The organism is Curtobacterium pusillum (genome assembly GCF_013359865.1).
GTDB lineage: Bacteria > Actinomycetota > Actinomycetes > Actinomycetales > Microbacteriaceae > Curtobacterium > Curtobacterium pusillum.
On record NZ_JABMCE010000053.1, the window covers coordinates 32,214 to 51,947 of the forward strand.

The 19,734-nt window shown below is 70.6% G+C and carries 19 protein-coding genes; 16 read left to right on the forward strand and 3 right to left on the reverse strand.

Annotated elements, in window-relative coordinates; all coding sequences use genetic code 11:
• Window positions 1-15: 15 nt before the first annotated feature.
• Window positions 16-663, forward strand: a complete 648-nt coding sequence (locus HP507_RS03700) for a DUF1990 family protein (protein WP_175350506.1) — start codon at window positions 16-18, stop codon at window positions 661-663.
• Here the strand turns inward: HP507_RS03700 and HP507_RS03705 are convergent.
• Complete coding sequence (locus HP507_RS03705; protein WP_175350507.1) at window positions 660-1,364, reverse strand: HAD family hydrolase; 705 nt, start codon at window positions 1,362-1,364, stop codon at window positions 660-662. The genes HP507_RS03700 and HP507_RS03705 overlap by 4 nt on opposite strands.
• Before the next feature lie 28 nt (window positions 1,365-1,392).
• On the opposite strand from HP507_RS03705, the gene hemW reads away from it, so the two are divergent.
• Entirely contained in the window at window positions 1,393-2,610 is a 1,218-nt protein-coding gene (hemW, locus tag HP507_RS03710) for a radical SAM family heme chaperone HemW (protein WP_175350508.1), read from the forward strand.
• A gap of 10 nt (window positions 2,611-2,620) precedes the next feature.
• Here the strand turns inward: hemW and HP507_RS03715 are convergent, their stop codons facing one another.
• Window positions 2,621-3,022 carry a DUF4870 domain-containing protein gene (locus HP507_RS03715; protein ID WP_246328342.1) on the reverse strand — a complete coding sequence of 134 codons (402 nt, stop codon included), beginning with the start codon at window positions 3,020-3,022 and terminating at the stop codon, window positions 2,621-2,623.
• 107 nt (window positions 3,023-3,129) lie between these two features.
• Here HP507_RS03715 and hrcA point away from each other — a divergent pair, with 107 nt between their 5' ends.
• The 8 genes from hrcA to era all read left to right on the forward strand — a co-directional run bounded on the left by hrcA (window position 3,130) and on the right by era (window position 10,416).
• Window positions 3,130-4,146: a heat-inducible transcriptional repressor HrcA gene (gene hrcA, locus HP507_RS03720; protein WP_175350509.1), complete on the forward strand. Its 1,017-nt coding sequence runs from the start codon at window positions 3,130-3,132 to the stop codon at window positions 4,144-4,146.
• Window positions 4,147-4,274: 128 nt separating this feature from the next.
• Window positions 4,275-5,384, forward strand: a complete 1,110-nt coding sequence (gene dnaJ, locus HP507_RS03725) for a molecular chaperone DnaJ (RefSeq protein WP_175350510.1) — start codon at window positions 4,275-4,277, stop codon at window positions 5,382-5,384.
• Complete coding sequence (locus HP507_RS03730) at window positions 5,384-6,178, forward strand: 16S rRNA (uracil(1498)-N(3))-methyltransferase (RefSeq protein WP_175350511.1); 795 nt, start codon at window positions 5,384-5,386, stop codon at window positions 6,176-6,178. Before dnaJ ends, HP507_RS03730 begins: the two co-directional genes overlap by 1 nt.
• Before the next feature lie 35 nt (window positions 6,179-6,213).
• Window positions 6,214-6,567, forward strand: coding sequence for a histidine triad nucleotide-binding protein (locus tag HP507_RS03735; RefSeq protein WP_175350512.1), 354 nt, complete (start codon window positions 6,214-6,216; stop codon window positions 6,565-6,567).
• On the forward strand, window positions 6,557-7,696 hold the full coding sequence (locus tag HP507_RS03740; RefSeq protein WP_217508458.1) for a PhoH family protein: 1,140 nt from the start codon (window positions 6,557-6,559) through the stop codon (window positions 7,694-7,696). Before HP507_RS03735 ends, HP507_RS03740 begins: the two co-directional genes overlap by 11 nt.
• Window positions 7,693-8,154 carry an rRNA maturation RNase YbeY gene (ybeY, locus tag HP507_RS03745; protein WP_175350513.1) on the forward strand — a complete coding sequence of 154 codons (462 nt, stop codon included), beginning with the start codon at window positions 7,693-7,695 and terminating at the stop codon, window positions 8,152-8,154. The genes HP507_RS03740 and ybeY overlap by 4 nt, the downstream gene beginning before the upstream one ends.
• Before the next feature lie 4 nt (window positions 8,155-8,158).
• Window positions 8,159-9,481, forward strand: coding sequence for a hemolysin family protein (locus tag HP507_RS03750; protein WP_175350514.1), 1,323 nt, complete (start codon window positions 8,159-8,161; stop codon window positions 9,479-9,481).
• A complete protein-coding gene (era, locus tag HP507_RS03755) occupies window positions 9,478-10,416 on the forward strand; it encodes a GTPase Era (protein ID WP_175350515.1) in 939 nt (312 codons plus the stop codon). Before HP507_RS03750 ends, era begins: the two co-directional genes overlap by 4 nt.
• 6 nt (window positions 10,417-10,422) lie before the next feature.
• Here the strand turns inward: era and HP507_RS03760 are convergent, their stop codons facing one another.
• Window positions 10,423-12,471, reverse strand: a complete 2,049-nt coding sequence (locus tag HP507_RS03760) for an acyltransferase family protein (protein ID WP_338085230.1) — start codon at window positions 12,469-12,471, stop codon at window positions 10,423-10,425.
• Between the two features lie 84 nt (window positions 12,472-12,555).
• On the opposite strand from HP507_RS03760, the gene HP507_RS17745 reads away from it, so the two are divergent.
• The 6 genes from HP507_RS17745 to recO all read left to right on the forward strand — a co-directional run.
• On the forward strand, window positions 12,556-13,839 hold the full coding sequence (locus HP507_RS17745) for a sensor histidine kinase (RefSeq protein WP_175350517.1): 1,284 nt from the start codon (window positions 12,556-12,558) through the stop codon (window positions 13,837-13,839).
• The gene (locus HP507_RS03770; protein WP_175350518.1) at window positions 13,836-14,510 is read left to right on the forward strand and encodes a response regulator; all 675 of its coding nucleotides are present in this window, start codon (window positions 13,836-13,838) and stop codon (window positions 14,508-14,510) included. The genes HP507_RS17745 and HP507_RS03770 overlap by 4 nt, the downstream gene beginning before the upstream one ends.
• Window positions 14,511-14,628: 118 nt before the next feature.
• Window positions 14,629-15,381, forward strand: a complete 753-nt coding sequence (locus HP507_RS03775) for an ABC transporter ATP-binding protein (protein WP_175350519.1) — start codon at window positions 14,629-14,631, stop codon at window positions 15,379-15,381.
• Window positions 15,378-16,778, forward strand: a complete 1,401-nt coding sequence (locus HP507_RS18305) for an ABC transporter permease (RefSeq protein WP_175350520.1) — start codon at window positions 15,378-15,380, stop codon at window positions 16,776-16,778. Before HP507_RS03775 ends, HP507_RS18305 begins: the two co-directional genes overlap by 4 nt.
• A 248-nt stretch (window positions 16,779-17,026) precedes the next feature.
• The gene (leuA, locus tag HP507_RS03785) at window positions 17,027-18,796 is read left to right on the forward strand and encodes a 2-isopropylmalate synthase (RefSeq protein ID WP_175350521.1); all 1,770 of its coding nucleotides are present in this window, start codon (window positions 17,027-17,029) and stop codon (window positions 18,794-18,796) included.
• A 122-nt stretch (window positions 18,797-18,918) separates the two neighbouring features.
• The coding region (gene recO / locus HP507_RS03790) for a DNA repair protein RecO (RefSeq protein ID WP_254700917.1) at window positions 18,919-19,734 on the forward strand (816 nt) is incomplete at its 3' end.

The following is a 19,734-nucleotide window of genomic DNA, read 5'->3' on the forward strand; positions in this document are numbered from 1 at the left end:
AGTAGCATGGGCGGCATGAGTACCCGCGGGAGCTACCGGACCGCCCTGACGTACGGAGCCGTGGGCGCGACCCAGGCCCCGGACCTCATGACGTACCCGCCGGAGGGGTTCACCCCGTCGGAGTCGCGCTCCCGGATCGGCCACGGCGACCAGCGGTTCGAGACCGCGGTCACGCAGGCCCTGACGTGGCAGATCCAGGAGCGCAGCGGGATCCGTGTGCACGTCGAGGAGCAGCCCGACGACGACGAGGTGCGCTACAACCCGGTGACGTTCGACGATGACGGTGTGCCCATCGCGCCGGCGTCGATCGGGACGCCGCGCGTGGAGAAGTTCGCGCCCGACGGGACGCCGCTGATGACGGCGGGCACGACCGCGACGCTCACGATGCACGCGTTCGGGCAGACGGTGCAGGCGCCGGTGCGGGTCGTGTCGATCATCGACGAGGCCGACCGCAAGGGCTTCGCGTACGGCACGCTGGAGGGGCACCCGCTCTCGGGCGAGGAGTCGTTCGTGGTCGAGCGGACGCCGGACGGCTCGGTGTGGCTGCAGATCCGGCAGTTCTCGCAGCCGTCGAGCCGGAAGTGGCAGTTCGTCGCGCCGCTGCTGCGTCGGCAGCAGAAGGTGATGGCGGAGAAGTACCTCGAGGCGCTGCGCGGCGACTAGCGCTCGACCGGGCGGAGCGGGGGCAGTGCGGCGATGGCGTCCTCGATGAGCTGCGCGTCCTCGACGCAGTTCCGGGCGATCGTCACGGCACCCGTGGCGCGGAGCGCGGCCACGTCGTAGACACCGGTCGCGACGGCGAGGAACGGGATGCCGACAGCCTCCGCGGCTTCGCCGTCGCGCGGCGTGTCCCCGACGATGACGGCACGGGTGCCCGCGAGGGCCTCGGCGGCGCGCGCCGTGACGCCGATCCGCTCGACCTCGGCGTCGCCGAAGAACGAGTGGTCCCAGTCGAACGCGTCGACGTCGAAGCCGGCGCCCTGGAGCTTCACGCGGGCACGGTACGCGGAGTTGCCGGTGAGCAGTCCGTTCCGCCAGCCGAGCTCCGCGAACCGGGCGACGAGGGCGACCGCACCGGGGGCCGGACTGCGGTGGTCGCCGGAGCGGTGGCGTTCCTCGGTGAGGTCGCGAAGGTGTCGGCTGACGAGCGGGATGAGATCGGTGTCGAGCTCGTGCGCGCGGACGTGCTCCGCGATGAGCCCCGCGTCGGTGCGGCCGTGCTGGTGACCCACCCGCAGCACGAGGTCACGACCGACCGCCCGTTCGAGCGCGACGTGGTACAGGTTGCCCGGTGACGCGGCGTTCATCACGAGGGTCCCGTCGATGTCCCACAGCACGGTGGTGGGGACGGTGTGGTGCTCCATGTCTCCATCATGACGGACAATGGAGTCCATGCCGAGTGCCCTGCCGATCGCCGATCCTGCTCCCGCGGACGGACTGATCACGCCGGTGTCCGACGCGGGTGCCGTGCCGTTCGGGGTGTACGTGCACGTGCCGTTCTGCCGGGTGCGCTGCGGCTACTGCGACTTCAACACGTACACGGCGTCGGAGCTGCGCGGGGTGCGGCGTGACGACTACGCCGGGCACGCCGTCCGCGAGATCGAGTGGGCCGCCCAGGTGCTCGATCGGTCCGGTGTCCCGCGTCGACCCGTGTCGACCGTGTTCTTCGGTGGCGGGACGCCCACGATGCTGCCGGCGTCCGACCTCGTGATGATCCTGCGCGCGATCGACGACACCTGGGGGATCCTCCCGGGCGCCGAGGTCACCACCGAGGCGAACCCGGACTCGGTGGACGCCTCCTCGCTCGAGGTGCTCCGCGCGGGCGGCTTCAACCGCGTCAGCTACGGCATGCAGTCGGCGGTGCCGCAGGTGCTCGCGACCCTCGACCGGACGCACGACCCTTCGCGCGTGCCCCTGGTGGTGGACCTCGCGAAGCAGCAGGGCCTCGACGTCTCGCTCGACCTCATCTACTCGACGCCGGGGGAGACGCTGGACGACTGGCGGACCTCGCTCGACGCAGCCCTCGCGTGCGAGCCGGACCACGTGTCGGCGTACTCGCTCATCGTCGAGGACGGCACGGCGATGGGCCGCATGGTCGCGCGCGGTGAGCTGCCCGCGCCGGACGACGACCTCGCGGCGGACATGTACGAGCTCGCGGACCGGGTCCTCGGCGACGCCGGCTACTCCTGGTACGAGGTGTCGAACTGGGCGCGCGGCGAGCAGCACGCCAGCCGGCACAACCTGTCCTACTGGAAGGGCCACGACTGGTGGGGCGTGGGCCCTGGTGCTCACTCGGCGGTCGCCGGCACACGCTGGTGGAACGTGAAGCACCCGGCCGCCTACGCGAACCGCGTGCTGCAGGACGAGTCGCCGGCAGCGGGTCGCGAGGCCCTCGACGACGAGACCCGGTACGTCGAGCGCGTGCTGCTCGCGGCGCGGGTCCGCGGGGAGCTCGCCACGACCGAGCTCCGCCAGGAGGCGCGGGGCCGGGTCGCCGACCTCATCGCACGTGGTCTCGTGGACGGGTCGGCCGCGGTGCGGGGACGGATCGAGTTGACGCTGCAGGGTCGCCTGCTCGCGGACGCGGTGGTCCGCGAGCTGCTCGACTGACCTGCCGTCGCTACGGCTTGACGAACTCGATCGAGAGCGGGTAGCGGTAGAACTCCCCGCGGTTCGCGGCGACGGCGGCCATGATCCCGAAGACGATCGTCACGATCCAGATGACGGGCAGCAGGAGCGCGCCGATGAGTACCAGCGTGAGCAGTCCGGCCACGAAGTAGGCGATCGCCATCGTGATGTGGAAGTTCAGCGCGACGCGGGTGTGCTCGCGGATGAAGCCGCCGCGGTCGCGCAGCACGAGGTACGCCACGAGCGGAGCGATGAAGTTGAAGAGGATGCCGCCGACATGGGTCAGCGTGGCCCAGAGGCGCTGGTCCTCGGGCGACATCGGCTGCGGCGGCTGGTAGTTCGGTCCTGCTCCGCCGGGGAACTGCGGGCCGCCGGGCTGCTGTCCGTAGGTCATGCCGGAAGCGTATCGGCAGGCCGTGCAGAAGTCCCGGTCGGTCGGCGGTCGGGCGTAGGATCAGCAGTCGACACGTCCGAGTGCCAGAACGAGTGGAAGGGGTCCGGGTGGTCAGCGAACGCAGCCTCGAGGTCCTCAAGGCCATCGTGCGGGACTACGTCGCCTCCCGCGAGCCCGTCGGTTCCAAGACCATCGTCGAGCGGCACGCCTTCGGGGTGAGCGCCGCCACGATCCGGAACGACATGGCGCAACTCGAGGACGAACAGCTCATCGCCGCGCCGCACACCTCGTCCGGCCGCGTCCCGACGGACAAGGGGTACCGGCTCTTCGTCGACCACCTCGCGGGCACCCGACCGCTCTCCAGCGCGCAGCGGCACGCGATCGAGACGTTCCTCGGGGCGCCGAACGACCTCGACGAGGTGCTCGGCCGCACCGTCCGGCTGCTCAGCCAGCTCACCAACCAGGTCGCCCTCGTGCAGTACCCGTCGATGGTGCGCGCACGGGTGCAGCACATCGAGCTCGTGCGCCTCGGCGACAACCGCCTGATGGTCGTGCTCATCACCGACACGGCGCGGGTCGAGCAGCGCGTGGTCGAGACCGACGTGATCCTCGACGAGGGCGCGCTCACCGAACTCCGTGCCGTCGTGAACGGCGCCACCGTCGGGCTGCTGCTGCAGGACGTCGCGACGGCGCTCCGCGCGGTGCCGCTGCAGATCCGTCCGGACGCCCAGCCCCTCGCCGGCGTCGTCGTCGCGACGCTCATCGAGCAGGTCGCGGCGAACCGTCAGGACCGCCTGGTGATGGCCGGCGCGGCGAACCTCGCGAAGAGCGAGCAGGACTTCTCCGGCGGCCTCTTCCCCGTGCTCGAGGCGATCGAGGAACAGGTGACCCTGCTCCGGCTGTTCGGGGAGATGCAGATCGACGACGGCGTCGCCGCCCGGATCGGCGTGGAGAACGCCGAGTACGGGCTCGACGCCACGAGCATCGTCGCCGGCGGGTACCTGGCCGGTGGCGAGGTCGCCCGGCTCGGCGTGCTCGGGCCGACCCGCATGGACTACGGCACGAACATGGCCGCCGTGCGCGCCGTCGCTCGGTACCTGTCCAAACTCCTGGGCGAACATTGACCAGGCCCCCACGCGCCTGAGCGGGCCGACCCCGAGCGGGCGATCCGCGCCTCCAGGCCGACCGACGACCACCAGAACCGCGGCGACCGCCGCACCGCACCGACCGAACGAAACCGACTGAGGGATACGTGGCAGACCACTACGACGTCCTCGGCGTCCAGCAGGACGCCTCCGATGCCGACATCAAGCAGGCGTACCGCCGTCTGGCGCGCGAACTGCACCCGGACGTGAACCCGAGCCCCGAAGCGGCCGAGCGGTTCAAGGATGTGACGCACGCGTACGACGTGCTGAGCGACCCCGAACAGCGCCGCCGCTACGACGCCGGACCGCAGGCCGACAGCCACTTCGGCGGTGCCGGCGGGTTCAGCGACATCTTCGACGCGTTCTTCGGGGGCGGTGGCGGCGGCGGCCGTGGCAACGGGCCGCGCAGCCGTGCCGAGCGCGGGCAGGACGCCCTGCTCCGCATCGACGTCGACCTCGACGAGGTCGTCTTCGGCACCCACAAGGACGTCGAGGTCGACACGGCCGTGCTGTGCGAGACGTGCGGCGGCTCCTGCTGCGCGCCGGGCACCAGCCCGCAGACCTGCGACATCTGCGGCGGCACCGGGCACATCCAGCGCCAGGTCCGATCGCTCCTGGGCAACGTCGTGACGAGCGCGCCGTGCGGCACGTGCCGCGGGTACGGCACCGTCATCCCGAGCCCGTGCCCGACGTGTCAGGGGCAGGGCCGTGTCCGTGCGCGCCGCACGGTGCCGGTGGACGTCCCGGCAGGTGTCGACTCCGGTCTCCGGCTGCAGATGCCCGGGCAGGGCGAGGTCGGTCCGGCCGGCGGTCCCTCGGGCGACCTGTACCTCGAGATCCGGGTGCGTCACCACGACGTGTTCAGCCGCGACGGCGACGACCTGCTCGCCACGCTCGAGGTCCAGATGACCGACGCCGTGCTCGGCACGAACACGACGATCGACGGGCTCGACGGGCCGGTCGAACTCGAGATCCGCCCGGGTGTGCAGAGCGCCGACGTGCTCGTGATCAAGGACCGCGGCATCACGAAGCTCCGCGGCAACGGGCGCGGCGACCTGCGCGTGGGCGTGCAGGTGGTGACACCGACGAAGCTCTCGCACAAGGAACGCCAGCTCGTGGAGCAGCTCGCGAAGTCGCACCGGGCACCGAAGCCGCAGCTCGCCCGCTTCCAGCAGGGGATGTTCGGCAAGCTCCGCGACCGGTTCTTCAACTTCTGATGGCGTCGCTCTACCTCGTCGGGTCGCTCGACGGCGTCGCGGTCGGCGACACGGTCCCGCTCGACGGGGCGGAGGGACGCCACGCGGTGTCCGTCGCACGCGTGCGGGTGGGGGAGACGCTGCGCATCGGCGACGGCCGCGGCACCGTCGTGACCGGGACGGTCGCGTCGGTCGACCGCGACTCCCTGTCCCTGTCGGTGGCGTCGGTGGCGTCCGACGCGCCACCCACACCGGCGCTGACGCTCGTGCAGGCGCTGGCGAAGGGCGGCCGCGACGAGATGGCCGTGCAGGCGGCGACCGAGATCGGCGTCGACCGGATCGTGCCGTGGTCGGCGGCGCGCAGTGTCTCCCGGTGGGACGGCGCGAAGGTCGAGAAGGGCCGGGCGCGCTGGGCGGCCATCGCGCACGAGGCGTCGAAGCAGGCGATCCGGTCGCGGGTGCCCGTCGTGGAGGCGCCGGTGACGACGGCGCAGCTGGCGGCCGGAGCGGGTGCCGGTGCTGCCGGTGCCGCTGCCGGTGCCGGTGCCGGTGCCGGCGCCGGTGCCGGCGCTCTGCGCGTCGTGCTGGTGCTCGACCCGGTCGGGGACGTGCGACTGTCCGCCTGGGAGCCACCGGTCGACGTCGAGGAGATCGTGCTCGTCGTCGGGCCGGAGGGCGGGATCGACCGCTCGGAGTTCGACCGGCTGGTGGCCGCCGGCGCCCTCCGGGTCCGGCTCGGCGACACCGTGCTCCGGACCTCCACCGCCGGGCCCGCAGCCCTGGCGGTCCTGCAGACGCGGCTCGGGCGCTGGTAGGGCCGAGCGTCGGTCCCGCGTTCTACGATGGGTCCATGAGCACCAGCACGCCCAGCGTCTTCTCCAAGATCATCGCGCGCGAGATCCCGGCGGCGATCGTCGCCGAGGACGACCGCGTGATCGCGATCGAGGACATCGAACCGAAGGCTCCCGTCCACGTGCTCGTCATCCCCAAGACCGAGGAGTACGCGAACGTCTCCGAGCTCGCCGCCGGCGACCCGGACCTCCTCGCCCACGTGGTCGCCACCGCGCAGCGCATCGCCGACGAGCGCGCCGACGGCCAGTTCCGACTCGTCTTCAACACCGGCGAAGCCGCCGGTCAGACCGTGTTCCACGTGCACGCGCACGTACTCGCAGGTGAACTGCAGGAAGGCACTCTTGCCGGCTAACGAACCAGTACCCTCCCAGGCCGACCCGACGGACGTCTCCGCCGAGATCCAGGTCGACGGCATCGCGATGGTGCAGCTGCTCGGCCCGCAGGACCGGCTGCTCAAGACCGTCGAACGGCAGTACCCGGGTGTCCGTGTGCTCGTCCGCGGGAACGAGGTCTCGCTGACCGGTCCGGAGCGCGACGTCACGCGCGCACACGCCCTCGTCGACGAACTCGTCGGCATGGTCAAGCGCGGGCAGGACATCGGCCCGACCGACATCCCGGTGTCCGCGCGACTCCTGGACGAGGACCGCAGGCCGTCCGACACGTTCGGCACCCCGATCGTCTCGAGCCGCGGCAAGTCCGTGCGGCCGAAGACCGACGGCCAGCGGGCCTACGTCGACGCGATCGACGAGAACACCATCACGTTCGGCATCGGTCCGGCCGGTACCGGCAAGACCTACCTCGCGATGGCGAAGGCGGTGCAGGCACTGCAGCGGCGCGAGGTGAACCGGATCATCCTCACGCGCCCCGCGGTCGAGGCCGGCGAGCGGCTCGGCTTCCTGCCCGGCACGCTCACCGACAAGATCGACCCGTACCTGCGCCCGCTGTACGACGCCCTGAACGAGATGATGGACCCCGAGCTGGTCCCGAAGCTGCTGGCGGCCGGCACGGTCGAGGTGGCTCCGCTGGCGTACATGCGCGGGCGGACGCTCAACGACTCCTTCGTGGTCCTCGACGAAGCCCAGAACACCACGCCCGAGCAGATGAAGATGTTCCTGACGCGTCTCGGGTTCGGTTCGAAGATGGTCGTCACGGGTGACATCACCCAGGTCGACCTCCCCGGCAACCTGTCCGGGCTCCGACTCGTGACACGGATCCTCGACAAGGTCGACGACATCCACTTCGCACGCCTCGGCAGCGAGGACGTCGTCCGGCACACGCTCGTCGGACGGATCGTGGACGCCTACACCGTGTACGACGAAGAGCGCCTCGCCGAGCAGTCCGGGTACCGCCCGGGCGGCCGGGGCAGCGCTGCCACGCCGAACCCCGCCGGCGCGAACCGCGCCGAGCGGCGGGGGCGTCCGCCGCAGGACCGCCAGCGTTCCCCGTACCCCCAGAACGATCCCCGAGGAGGGAACCGGTGAGCATCGAGCTCAACAACGAGTCCGGCGTCGAGGTCGACGAGGCCGCCATCCAGCGCCTCGCCGCCTTCGCACTCGACGCGCTGCACGTCCACGCCGACGCGGAGCTCGCCATCGTGCTCGTGGACGAGGGGGCGATGGAACAGCTGCACGTCCGGTGGATGGACGAGCCCGGGCCCACCGACGTCCTGAGCTTCCCGATGGACGAGCTCCGGCCCGGCACGGAGGACGACCCGACGCCCGCCGGACTGCTCGGCGACATCGTGCTCTGCCCCCAGGTCGCCGAGGAGCAGGCGAAGACGGCCGGCCACTCGAGCACCGACGAGATGCTCCTGCTGACCTGCCACGGCATCCTGCACCTGCTCGGGTTCGACCACGCCGAACCCGACGAGAAGGCGGAGATGTTCGGGCTGCAGGGCGAGATCCTCAGCGCGTTCGCCGCGCAGCGCCGAGGACGGTGACCTGATGCTGCTCGTCGTCGTCATGCTGGCGGTGGCGTTCGTGCTGGTCGTCGTCGGCGGGCTGCTCGCCGCGTCCGATGCGGCGCTCTCCGTGCTGTCCCGCGCCGACCTCGACGAGATCGCGCGGGGGAGCGGACACCGTCGGGCGATCGAGGCGATCGGCGACGACGTCGGCGCCCACGTCAACGCGCTCAACTTCTTCCGGGTGCTCGCCGAGACCGCGGCGGCCGTGCTCGTCACGATCGCGCTCGTCATGGTGTTCGACACCTGGTGGGTCGCCCTCATCGTGGCGGCGGCGATCATGACCGCGGTGTCGTTCGTGCTCGTCGGGTCGAGTCCGCGCAGCGTCGGACGCGCGCACGCCGAGCGGCTCATCGGGTCGACGGGTGGTCTCGTCCGCGGGGTGCGCATCGTCCTCGGGCCGCTCGCAGGACTGCTCGTCGCGATCGGCGACCGGGTCACGCCCGGCCGGGGGCGCAGCGCCTCGACGGTCTCGAGCGAGGAGCAGCTGCTGTCGCTCGTCGACGAAGCGACCGAGAGCAACGTCCTCGAGCAGGACGACCGCGAGCTCATCCACTCGGTGTTCGAGTTCAGCGACACCGTCGTCCGCGAGGTCATGGTGCCGCGTACCGACATGCTCACCGTCGACGGTTCCGACACCCTGGCCGCCGGCATGGAGCAGTTCCTCGCCGCCGGTGTCTCGCGCATGCCCGTCACGGGCAAGGACAGCGACGACGTGCTCGGGGTCCTGTACCTCCGCGACGTCTCCCGCGCGCTGTACGAGCGGCCGGGGTCGGGCTCGGATCGCGTCACCACCCTGCTGCGCCCGGCCGAGTTCGTGCCGGAGTCGAAGGCGGCCGATGACACGCTGCGCCACATGCAGGTCGCCAAGAACCACCTCGTGCTCGTCGTCGACGAGTACGGCGGCGTCGCCGGGCTCGTCACGATGGAGGACCTCATCGAGGAGCTCGTCGGCGACATCTCGGACGAGTACGACCGCGCCGTGGTCGACCGGGTCGAGGTCGAGCCGGGGGTGTGGCGGATCTCCGCCCGGCTCCCGATCGACGAGCTCGGCGACCTGTTCGGCATCGAGCTCGAGGACGACGACGTCGACACCGCCGGCGGCCTGCTCACCAAGGAGCTCGGTCACCTGGCGATCCGCGGCGACACCGTGACCGTGTCCGGCGTCGTACTGACGGCCGACCGGGTCGAGGGCAAGCGCCGACACCTCATCACCGTGCTCGCCGAGCGCACACCGGAACTCGCCGGCGTCGAGGACGCCTTCGACGACGCAGCATCCACCACGACGGGACCCACGCACACATGACCGACACCACCCCTGCCGCCTCCGACACCCGGGAGCCGTACCGTGCCGGGTTCGTCTCGTTCGTCGGGCGCCCGAACGTCGGCAAGTCCACGCTGACGAACGCCCTCGTCGGCGAGAAGGTCGCGATCACCTCGTCGAAGCCGCAGACCACTCGTCGCGCGATCCGGGGCGTCGTGCACCGGCCGAACGGGCAGGTCATCATCGTGGACACCCCGGGCGTGCACCGCCCCCGGACGCTGCTCGGCGAGCGGCTCAACGACCTCGTGCAGTCCACCCTCGGCGACGTCGACGTGATCGGCTTCTGCGTGCCGGCGAACGAGCCGATCGGCCCGGGCGACCGGTTCATCAACGACACGCTCGACCAGTACCCGCGTGCGAAGAAGGTCGCCATCGTGACCAAGATCGACCGCACGGCGAAGGACAGGGTCGGCGAGCAGCTCCTCGCGGTGTCGAAGCTCCGCGAGTGGGACTCCGTCATCCCGACGTCGGGCACGAAGGGGCTGCAGCTCGAGGTGCTGCTCGACGAGATCACGAAGCTGCTGCCCGAGTCGCCGCAGCTGTACGACGCCTCGACCGTCACCGAGGAGACCGACGAGGAACGCATCGGGGAGCTCATCCGTGAAGCCGCGCTCGAGGGCGTCCGCGACGAACTGCCGCACTCGCTCGCCGTGGTGATCGAGGACGTGGTCGAACCGGACGAGGACGACGACCCGGACGGTCCGCTGCGGATCTTCGCGAACCTGTTCGTCGAGCGGGACAGCCAGAAGGCGATCGTCATCGGTCGCAAGGGCGAGCGCCTGAAGGACGTCGGGTCGCGCGCCCGTGCCGAGATCGAAGCGCTGCTCGGCGGACGCCACGTGTACCTCAACATCCGGGTGAAGGTCGCGAAGGAGTGGCAGCGCGACCCGAAGCAGCTGGGGCGCCTCGGCTTCTGACCGGTCTCAACGAGGGTCGAGACCGCCGGCCTCGTCGATGAGCTCCCCGAGAGCGGGCGCACTCGCGCGAGAGAACGACGGCGTCACGTGCACAGCGTCCGTTCGGATGAACGCGCCGTCCGCTGTACCGGGAGTGAGCCCGTCGACCGAGACGAGAGGGCGCGTGTCGACGAGCCGGACATCGTGTTTGTCAGCAACGCGTTCGGTCGAAGCCATCCTCGACAGCCATTCTTGCGACACCCGCTGCGTGCATGCCTGGGGCGAACCGAATCGAACATGGCACCGCGCCGGGTCCTTGCCGGCCGGGGGCGCTGTGAGTTGGAGCACGACTCCGGTCGTACCGCGGAGTTCCTCGAGCATGCTTGCACTCGCGCGCTCGAACTGCGACGCCGTCAGTACACCGCGGCCGTCGACCTGTTCGAACGGGATGCCGTCCATGCGCGAGCCGATGATGACGGCGTCCGGCCTGAGATCTGCGACTCGATCGATGACCTGCTGTTGCACGCGTCCGCATTCGATTCCGCGTTGCACCTCGGCATCGATGAAGGGACAACCGTTCCGTGCGAGTACGACCACCTTCCGGGACGGACGCGTCGTCCGCATCAGCTCGATGACTGCTTCGCTCCACGCACCGGCGATCGAATCCCCGACGAGGACGACCGTGTGCTCCGCGTCACTCGCACCGAACGTGCACTTCTCTTCTGGCAGCTCGAGTGAGAGGCGCCCACAGTCACGGGGGTCGGGGCCACCGGGGTGTCGCCCGTCATCGTGCAAGGCGGTGTCCCAGTTCGTCTCACGAAGCGCGCGTTCGAGCGACTCCTGACGAGCGTCGACCGACGAGGTCGGGGTGGGAGCGGCATGAGCGGGTGCAGTGATCACGGTCGAGGTGGGCAGGGCGGCTCCGATTGCTGCCATCGCGACTGCCGTCGAGGCGATGGTTCCGGCAGCGGTGAACGTCCGCCGAAGGCTGCTGGGAACAGTGCGGGCGCCACCCGCGAGCATCGGTCGTTCGATGAACGAGAACGACGCGGCTGCGAACGCGCAGGAGACCGGGATGACCGACCAAAGTGCTTCGGGATGCACCTGCTGCACGATGATGAGGATGGGGAAGTGCCAGAGGTAGAGCGAGTAGCTGATCCTGCCGAAGAAGCGAGAGACGCGGTTCTCGAGGAGCCAGGTGCCACCGCGAGGTGATCGTCCGCCCACGAGCACCAGGACGGTCCCGACCACGGCGGGCACCGCACCGGGAACCGGCATGGGCACCGACGGCGCGAAGAACACCATGCCGGACACGATCAGGGTCATGCCGCCGATCACGAGCACGAGGCCGCTCCGTTCCGACACCGGTCGGGCGCTGCCGATGAACACAGCGAGCATCGCTCCCGCCGCGAGTTCCCACGCCCTCGTCGCGGTGGAGAAGTACGCGGTCTGCGGATCGTCGACGGAGGTCACGAACGCCGCTGCGAGGGATGAGCACACTGCCAAGGTGAGGAACGCCAGGAGGAGCCGCTTCAGCAGCGGGGACGATCGAACGGTTCCCGTTCGCCGTCGCACGATCCACGTCGACAGGACGATGAGCAGCGGCCAGAGCGCGTAGAACTGCTCCTCCACCGACAGGGACCACGTGTGCTGGAAGGGTGAGACGACGTCGAAGCCCCCGAAGTAGTCGGTTCCCTGGCTAATGAACCACCAGTTCGAGACGGATGCGACCGCTGCTCCGAGAGGGGTGAGGAGGGAGACCGGGTCTTGCGACGGAAACAGGAGCAGAAGAGCCACCGCCGTGGTGCCCGCCATCGCGAGGAATGCGGGAGCGAGTCGGCGGACTCGGCGCAGCCAGAAGCGCCCGATGCGTATGCGACCGGTGCGATGGACTTCGTCGAGCAGGGAGCGGGTGATGAGGTATCCCGAGATCACGAAGAAGACGTCGACGCCGAGGAAACCACCGGAGGGCGTCGCGAACGTGTGCTCCGTGACCACTGCCAGGACGGCCAAGGCGCGAAGGCCTTCGATGTCTGGTCGCTTGAGGGGTTGCTGCACCATACAAATATATCGCATGGGAAATGCAAACCCCGCGTCGAGTGGTCGCGAGTCAATCGGCGGGATGACGCGTGCGGCAGTTCAGCGCCGTACCGTGGTGTGGTGTTCCGTCCCATGCTGCGCGCGCAGGTCATCACCGACGTCGTCGTCGCCGTGGTCCTCGGCGCGCTCGTGCTCATCGCGACGGCCCGGGGGATGGACTCGCCGCTCGCGATCCTGACCGTGGTGGGGATGACCGCCGCGCTGGCACTCCGGCGGCTCTCGCCCGGCGTCGCCCTCGCGACGGCCTGGGTGTTCGCGGCGTTCGAGATGGTGACCGGGCAGGACCCGGACCTGTCGAATCTGTTCATCGCGGGCGTCATGTACACGACCAGCGCGTACGGCAGCCGCCGGGTCCGGTTCGCGGGTCTCGTGTCGGCGATCGCCGGCCCCCTGATCGCCGCCGCCTACCTCGGTCTGGACGACTACCGGACCCGCACCGGCATCCAGACCGCGACGACGCCGGAGCAGGAGTCCCTCAAGGTCGCGATCTCGTACTTCGCCGTCGTCCTGCTCCTGCTGCTGCTGCCCTGGCTCGCCGGGCTCGTCCGCCGGGTCCGTCGCTCCGCGAGCCTGAGCCGCGAAGCCCAGCTCGTCGCCGAGCGCGACGCCGCCCGCGCCGATCGGGCCGTCGCCGTCGAGCAGGAGCGCGTCCGGATCGCCCGCGACATGCACGACATCGTGGCCCACTCGCTCGCGGTCGTGATCGCCCAGGCCGACGGTGCCCGCTACGCGCTGAAGGCCGACCCGGCGATCGCCGACGAGGCCCTCGGGACGATCTCCACGACCGCGCGCCGCGCCCTCGGGGACGTCCGCGAACTGCTCGGTGCGCTGCGGCACGAGCAGGGCAGTGCGCCGACTCCGGAGATCGACGACATCGACCGGCTCGTGGGGGAGATGCGCGGCGTCGGCCTCGACGTGCGGGTCGAGCGCGAGGGGGACCCGGCGGGTCTGCCCACCACGACGCAGCTCGCGGTCTACCGGATCGTCCAGGAGAGCCTGACGAACGCGTGGAAGCACGGCGAACCGGGGACCCCGGTGCACGCCGCTCTCACCTACCGACCGGACACCGTCGAGATCACCGTGGTGAACCGTCGCGCGGACGACGGCACCCGTGGACCGGGTACCGGCCACGGCCTCGTCGGGATGCGCGAACGTGCCACGATGACCGGGGGCACGATGACCGCGGGACCCCGCGGCGACGACTTCGCCGTCGCCGTCCGGATGCCGTCCGTCCCTGCGAGCGGCCACATGCCGCGCGGGCTCGTCCCGAGCACCACCTCGACCCCGACCTCGACCCCCACCTCGACCCCCACCTCGACCTCCAAGGAGCGCTCCGGCCGATGAACGAGACCCCGATCCGCGTCGCGCTCGTCGATGACCAGGCACTCTTCCGCACCGGCATCCGGATGCTCATCGACTCGCAGCCGGACCTGCAGTTCGTCGGCGAGGCCGGCGACGGTGCGGAGGGTGTCGAGCTCGTCCGTCGTGGTCGTCCGGACGTCGTGCTGATGGACGTCCGCATGCCGGTGATGGACGGCATCACCGCGACCGCGCACATCGTCGAGGACGGTGGAGCGGACGGCGCGAAGGTCCTCGTGCTCACGACCTTCGACTTCGACGAGGCGGCGGCGAAGGCGATCCGTGCCGGAGCGAGCGGCTTCGTGCTGAAGGACGCCGACCCGGAGTTCCTGCTCGCCGCGATCCGCACGGTGCACGCGGGGACGGCGGTCTTCGCGGCCTCGGCGACGCGCGAGCTCCTCCGCCGCTACGAGGACACCAGCGAGCAGGCCGCGTCGGTGCCGCCGGCGTTCGCCGACCTCACGCCGCGCGAACGGGAGATCTTCGACCTGGCCGCGCGAGGCTTCAGCAACAGCGAGATCGCGCAGCACGAGTACGTGAGCGAGGCGACGGTGAAGACGCACATCTCGCGGGTCCTCACCAAGCTCGAGCTGCGCGACCGGGTTCGGCTCGTCGTGTTCGCCCACGAGCACGGGCTCGTGGCGAAGCAGGACTGACCGAGGGCTCCTGTCATCCGCTCGGATGACTTCCCCACAGGGATCCGAGCCGAGCGGACCATCCACAGGAGCCGTCAGACCGACGCGGGGCGGGCCTCCAGAACGTCATCGTGGAGGCATGACCACCAGCCATGCACCGATCATCCGTCTCGACCACGTCTCGAAGCACTACGGCGACGCCGCGCGGCGGGTGACCGCGCTCGACGACGTGAGCGTGGACATCGGCGCGGGGGAGTTCACCGCGGTGATGGGACCGTCCGGGTCGGGCAAGTCGACGTTGATGCACGTCGCGGCCGGGCTCGACGCGGTGTCGGCCGGCCGGATCCAGATCGACGGCACCGACATCACCGGCCTGGCGGACAAGGACCTCACCGAACTCCGACGTCGTCGGCTCGGGTTCGTGTTCCAGTCGTTCAACCTCGTCCCGACGCTGGACGTGAGCGAGAACATCCGGTTGCCGTTCCTCCTCGGTGGCCACAGGCCGAGCCCTGAGGAGTCGGCGTGGATCGACCGGCTCATCGAGATGCTCGGACTGGGCAACCGGCTGTCGCACCGGCCGCACCAGCTGTCGGGCGGCCAGCAGCAGCGCGTCGCGATCGCGCGAGCGCTGGCATCCCGGCCCGCAGTGGTCGTGGCCGACGAACCGACGGGTGCACTCGACTCCCGGACCGGGCGCGACGTGCTGCAGATCCTGCGCGGGGCCGTGTCGGAGTGGGGGCAGAGCGTGGTGATGGTGACGCACGACCCGGTGGCGGCGGCGAACGCGGACCGGATCCTGTTCCTCGCGGACGGGCGTGTCGTGGGCGACCGCCCCGCGATGGACGCCGCCGCGATCTCGACCACGATGCTCGGGATGGAGGCCGCCGCGTGAACGGCGTCCGTGCGTTCTCGCCGACGATCCTCGTCGCTGCCCTCGGGACGACGTTCGGTTCGGCGCTCGTGATCGCTCCCGGCATCGTGACCGAGGCGCTCGCCGCGACCGGTCTCTCCGAACTCGGTCCGGTCAAGGCGATCCTGTCCGTCGTCGGCTGGCTGTTCCTCGGCATCGCGCTGTACGTCGGCGCGATCGTCACGGCGAACACCTGCGCGACCCTCATCGCCGGGCAGACGCGGATCATCGCGCTGCAGCGGCTCGTCGGCGCGACCGGTGCGACGCTGCGCGGCCGGATCACCCGCACGGGGCTGGTCGTCGGTGTGCTCGGCGGTCTCATCGGCGCGGTCGTCGGCACGGGGCTCTCGTCGCTCTTCGTCGCGATCCTCCGCGGTAACGGTTTCCTGCCCGACACGACGTACACGCTCGTGCCGTGGGAACTCGTGCTCCCCGTCGTCGCCGTCGTCCTCGCCACCTGGGGTGCGTTCGCGGTCGGGTCGCGCCGGGTGCTCACCGTGACGCCGCTCGAAGCGCTGTCGTCGAGCGTCGAGCCGAGCCACGACGACGTCCGCTCGGGCACCGCGCGGAAGGTCTGGGCGATCGTCCTCATGGCCGGCGGCGGTCTGCTCCTGCTGGTCGGGCTGCTCGCGAGCGGCCTGTCGCCCGTCGCGGTGCTGCCGGCGGCGCTCGGCGGCTTCGTCTCGTTCGCCGGGGTCGCCGTCGGTGCCACCATCGTGATGCCGCCCGTCCTCCAGCTGATCGGTCGGATCGGGTCGCGCGACCCCGTGGTCCTGCTCGCCGGGCGGAACGCCATGCGTGCGCCGGGCCGCTCCGCACGCGCGACGATCGGTCTCGTCATCGGCGTCACCCTCCTCGTGACGTTCGCAGTCGCCCTCGGGATCATGCAGCACGTGCTCGAAGCGCAGCTCCGGTCGATGGACCACGGTCAGATGACCACCGAGATGGTCCAGGGACAGCGTGACTTCTTCGTGCAGCTCAACGTCGTCGTGAGCGTCATCGTCGGGTTCTCCGCCGTCATCGCGGCCGTCGGCGTCGTCAACGCCCTCGCCCTCGGGGTCCTGCAGCGCCGCCGGGAGCTCGGACTCCTGCGCGTCCTCGGGCTCACCGGCGCACAGGTCCGGCGCATGATCGTCACCGAGGCGGTCCAGATGGTCGTCGCGGCCGTCGTCACCGGGCTCGTGCTCGGCACCTTCTACGGGTGGGTCGGCGGTCAGACGCTGCTCGGTTCGCTCGGGTTCGCCACGACACCGGTGCTGCCACCGGTGACGGTGGGGATCGTGGTCGTCGGAGCCCTCGTGCTCGCGGTGGTCGCCACCATCGCGCCGGTGCGGCGGGCGATGCGCGTCCCGCCGACCGAGGCGCTCGCCGTCGACTGACGGGGTGCCCTGGTCGTCCGGGGTGTCGGACTGGAGGCGCGGGGCGGGCACGCGCCGCGCCTCCAGTCCGACAAGTCGGTTGTCACACGGCCCCCGGCCGGTGCTACCGTGGAGGCGATGTACTCGGCGCTCCTCCTCCTTCGCTGCCGCGACGAGGCCTGACACAACGGCCCACCTCGTCGCGGAGTCCGTCGTGGCCGCAACCACGCAGTGCTGACGAACAGCACGACGACGAAAGCGACGAAACGATGCAGAACACGCAGCGCCCCTCCGGGATGCCGATCCACAAGTACGTTCCCTTCCACGAGCAGATCCGCGTCGACCTCCCGGACCGCACCTGGCCGACGAAGCGCATCGAGCGGGCGCCTCGCTGGTGCGCGGTCGACCTGCGCGACGGCAACCAGGCCCTGATCGACCCGATGGACTCCGAGCGCAAGCGCGCGATGTTCGACCTGCTGGTCCGGATGGGATACAAGGAGATCGAGGTCGGGTTCCCCAGCGCCTCGCAGACCGACTTCGACTTCGTCCGCTCCCTCATCGACGAGGGGGCCATCCCCGACGACGTCACCATCCAGGTGCTGACCCAGGCACGCGAACACCTCATCAACCGCACGTACGAGGCGATCGACGGCGCGAAGCAGGCGATCGTCCACCTCTACAACTCGACCTCGATCGTCCAGCGCGAGGTCGTGTTCCGCACCGGCGTGCAGGGCGTCGTCGACATCGCGGTGTCCGGGGCGAAGCTGTGCCGCGCGGCCGAGGCGAACCTGCAGCACCCCACGACGGTCTTCTACGAGTACTCGCCGGAGTCGTACACCGGCACCGAGCTCGAGGTCGCGGTCCAGATCTGCAACGCCGTGCTCGAGGTCTTCGAGCCGACCCCCGACCGCAAGGTGATCATCAACCTCCCGGCGACGGTCGAGATGGCGACGCCGAACGTGTACGCCGACTCGATCGAGTGGATGTCGCGCCACCTCGCCCACCGGGACGACGTGATCCTGTCCCTGCACCCGCACAACGACCGCGGGACCGCCGTGGCCGCGGCAGAACTCGGCTACATGGCCGGCGCCGACCGCATCGAGGGCTGCCTGTTCGGCAACGGAGAGCGCACGGGCAACGTGGACCTGGTCGCCCTCGGCATGAACCTGTTCACGCAGGGGATCGACCCCGAGATCGACTTCTCGGACATCGACCAGATCAAGCGCACCGTCGAGTACTGCAACCAGCTGCCCGTGCCGGAGCGTCAGCCGTGGGCGGGCGACCTCGTGTACACGGCGTTCAGCGGCTCGCACCAGGACGCCATCAACAAGGGCTTCGACGCCATGAAGGCCAAGGCCGAGGCGGCGGGCAAGTCGATCGACGAGATCGAGTGGGCCGTGCCGTACCTGCCCGTCGACCCGAAGGACATCGGTCGCTCGTACGAGGCCGTCATCCGCGTGAACTCGCAGTCCGGCAAGGGCGGTGTCGCCTACCTGCTCAAGACCGACCACGCGATCGACCTGCCGCGCAAGCTGCAGATCGAGTTCTCCGGGGTCGTGCAGCAGCGCACCGACGCCGAGGGTGGCGAGTTCTCCTCGGAGCGGATCTGGGACCTGTTCCGCGACGAGTACCTGCCCGCCGCCGACGAGTCGGACAAGTGGGGCCGGTACGAGATCACGAAGACGGCGACGTCGAGCGACTTCGACGGCACCACGAAGCTCTCGGTCGCGATGCGCGTCGACGAGGGCTCGGTCGCCGCGGATGCCGTGGGCACCGGCCCGATCGACGCATTCCTCACGGTGATGCGCGAGCAGGGTGTCGACGTCACGCTGTACGACTACTCGGAGCACACGATGAGCGCCTCGGGCGACGCGAAGGCGGCGTCGTACGTCGAGCTCGATGTCGACGGCGTGCGGCTGTGGGGCGTCGGCATCGACGCCGACATCGCGACGGCGTCGCTCAAGGCGATCGTCTCGGCGGTCAACCGGGCAGTCCGCGCGGGGGCGGCATCCGGAGCGTCGGAGCTCGTCTCCGCCTGACCTCCCTCCCGCAAAACGCAACGTTGGCGGTTCTGCGCAGCGACATACCGCTGCGAGGTGCCGCCGACGTTGCGTTTTGCGGGTCGGCGCGGGGCGTCGGTGGGGAGGGGGATACTGGAGCCATGCCGCTGTACCGGGACGAGTGCGTCGTGTTGCGCACCCACAAGCTCGGGGAAGCCGACCGCATCGTCACGATGCTGAGCCGGCAGCACGGCAAGATCCGCGCGGTGGCGAAGGGCGTCCGGCGGACCGCGTCGAAGTTCGGGTCCCGGCTCGAACCGTTCATGGTCGTCGACGCCCAGTTCTACGAGGGCCGCTCGCTCGACATCGTCACCCAGGCCGAGTCCCTCGGGTCGTACGGCGCACAGATCGTCGCCGACTACGGGGCGTACACCGCTGCCAGCGCCATGGTCGAGACCGCCGACCGCCTGAGCGAGGCCGACGCCGGGCTCCAGCAGTACCTGCTCCTCGTCGGCGCGTTGCGTTCCCTGTCCCGCGGTGAGCACGTGTCGAGCGCGACGCTCGACTCGTACCTGCTCCGGGCGATGAGCATCGCGGGGTGGGCGCCCTCGTTCCGTGACTGTGCGGTGACCGGTGAGCCGGGGCCGCACTCCGCGTTCGTCGTCCAGCTCGGCGGTGTCGTGGCCGACCACGCTGCTCCTCCGGGCACGCCGCGGCTCGACGACGACACGCTCCGCCTGCTCGGGTCGTTGCTCGCCGGCGACTGGCGGGTGGTCGACGCAGCCGACGAACGCACTCGGTCCCGGGCCTCCGGCGTGGTCGCGGCCTACGCGCAGTGGCACCTGGAACGGTCGCTCCGGTCCCTGCCGCACGTCGACCGCAGCGAGCACCCCGCCGCTGTGGCGCCCACGCCCGGCGGTGTCCCGGCCGCGGTCGCGGCGACGCCGGCCCCGGCGGTGCCCACCCCGGCTGACGCC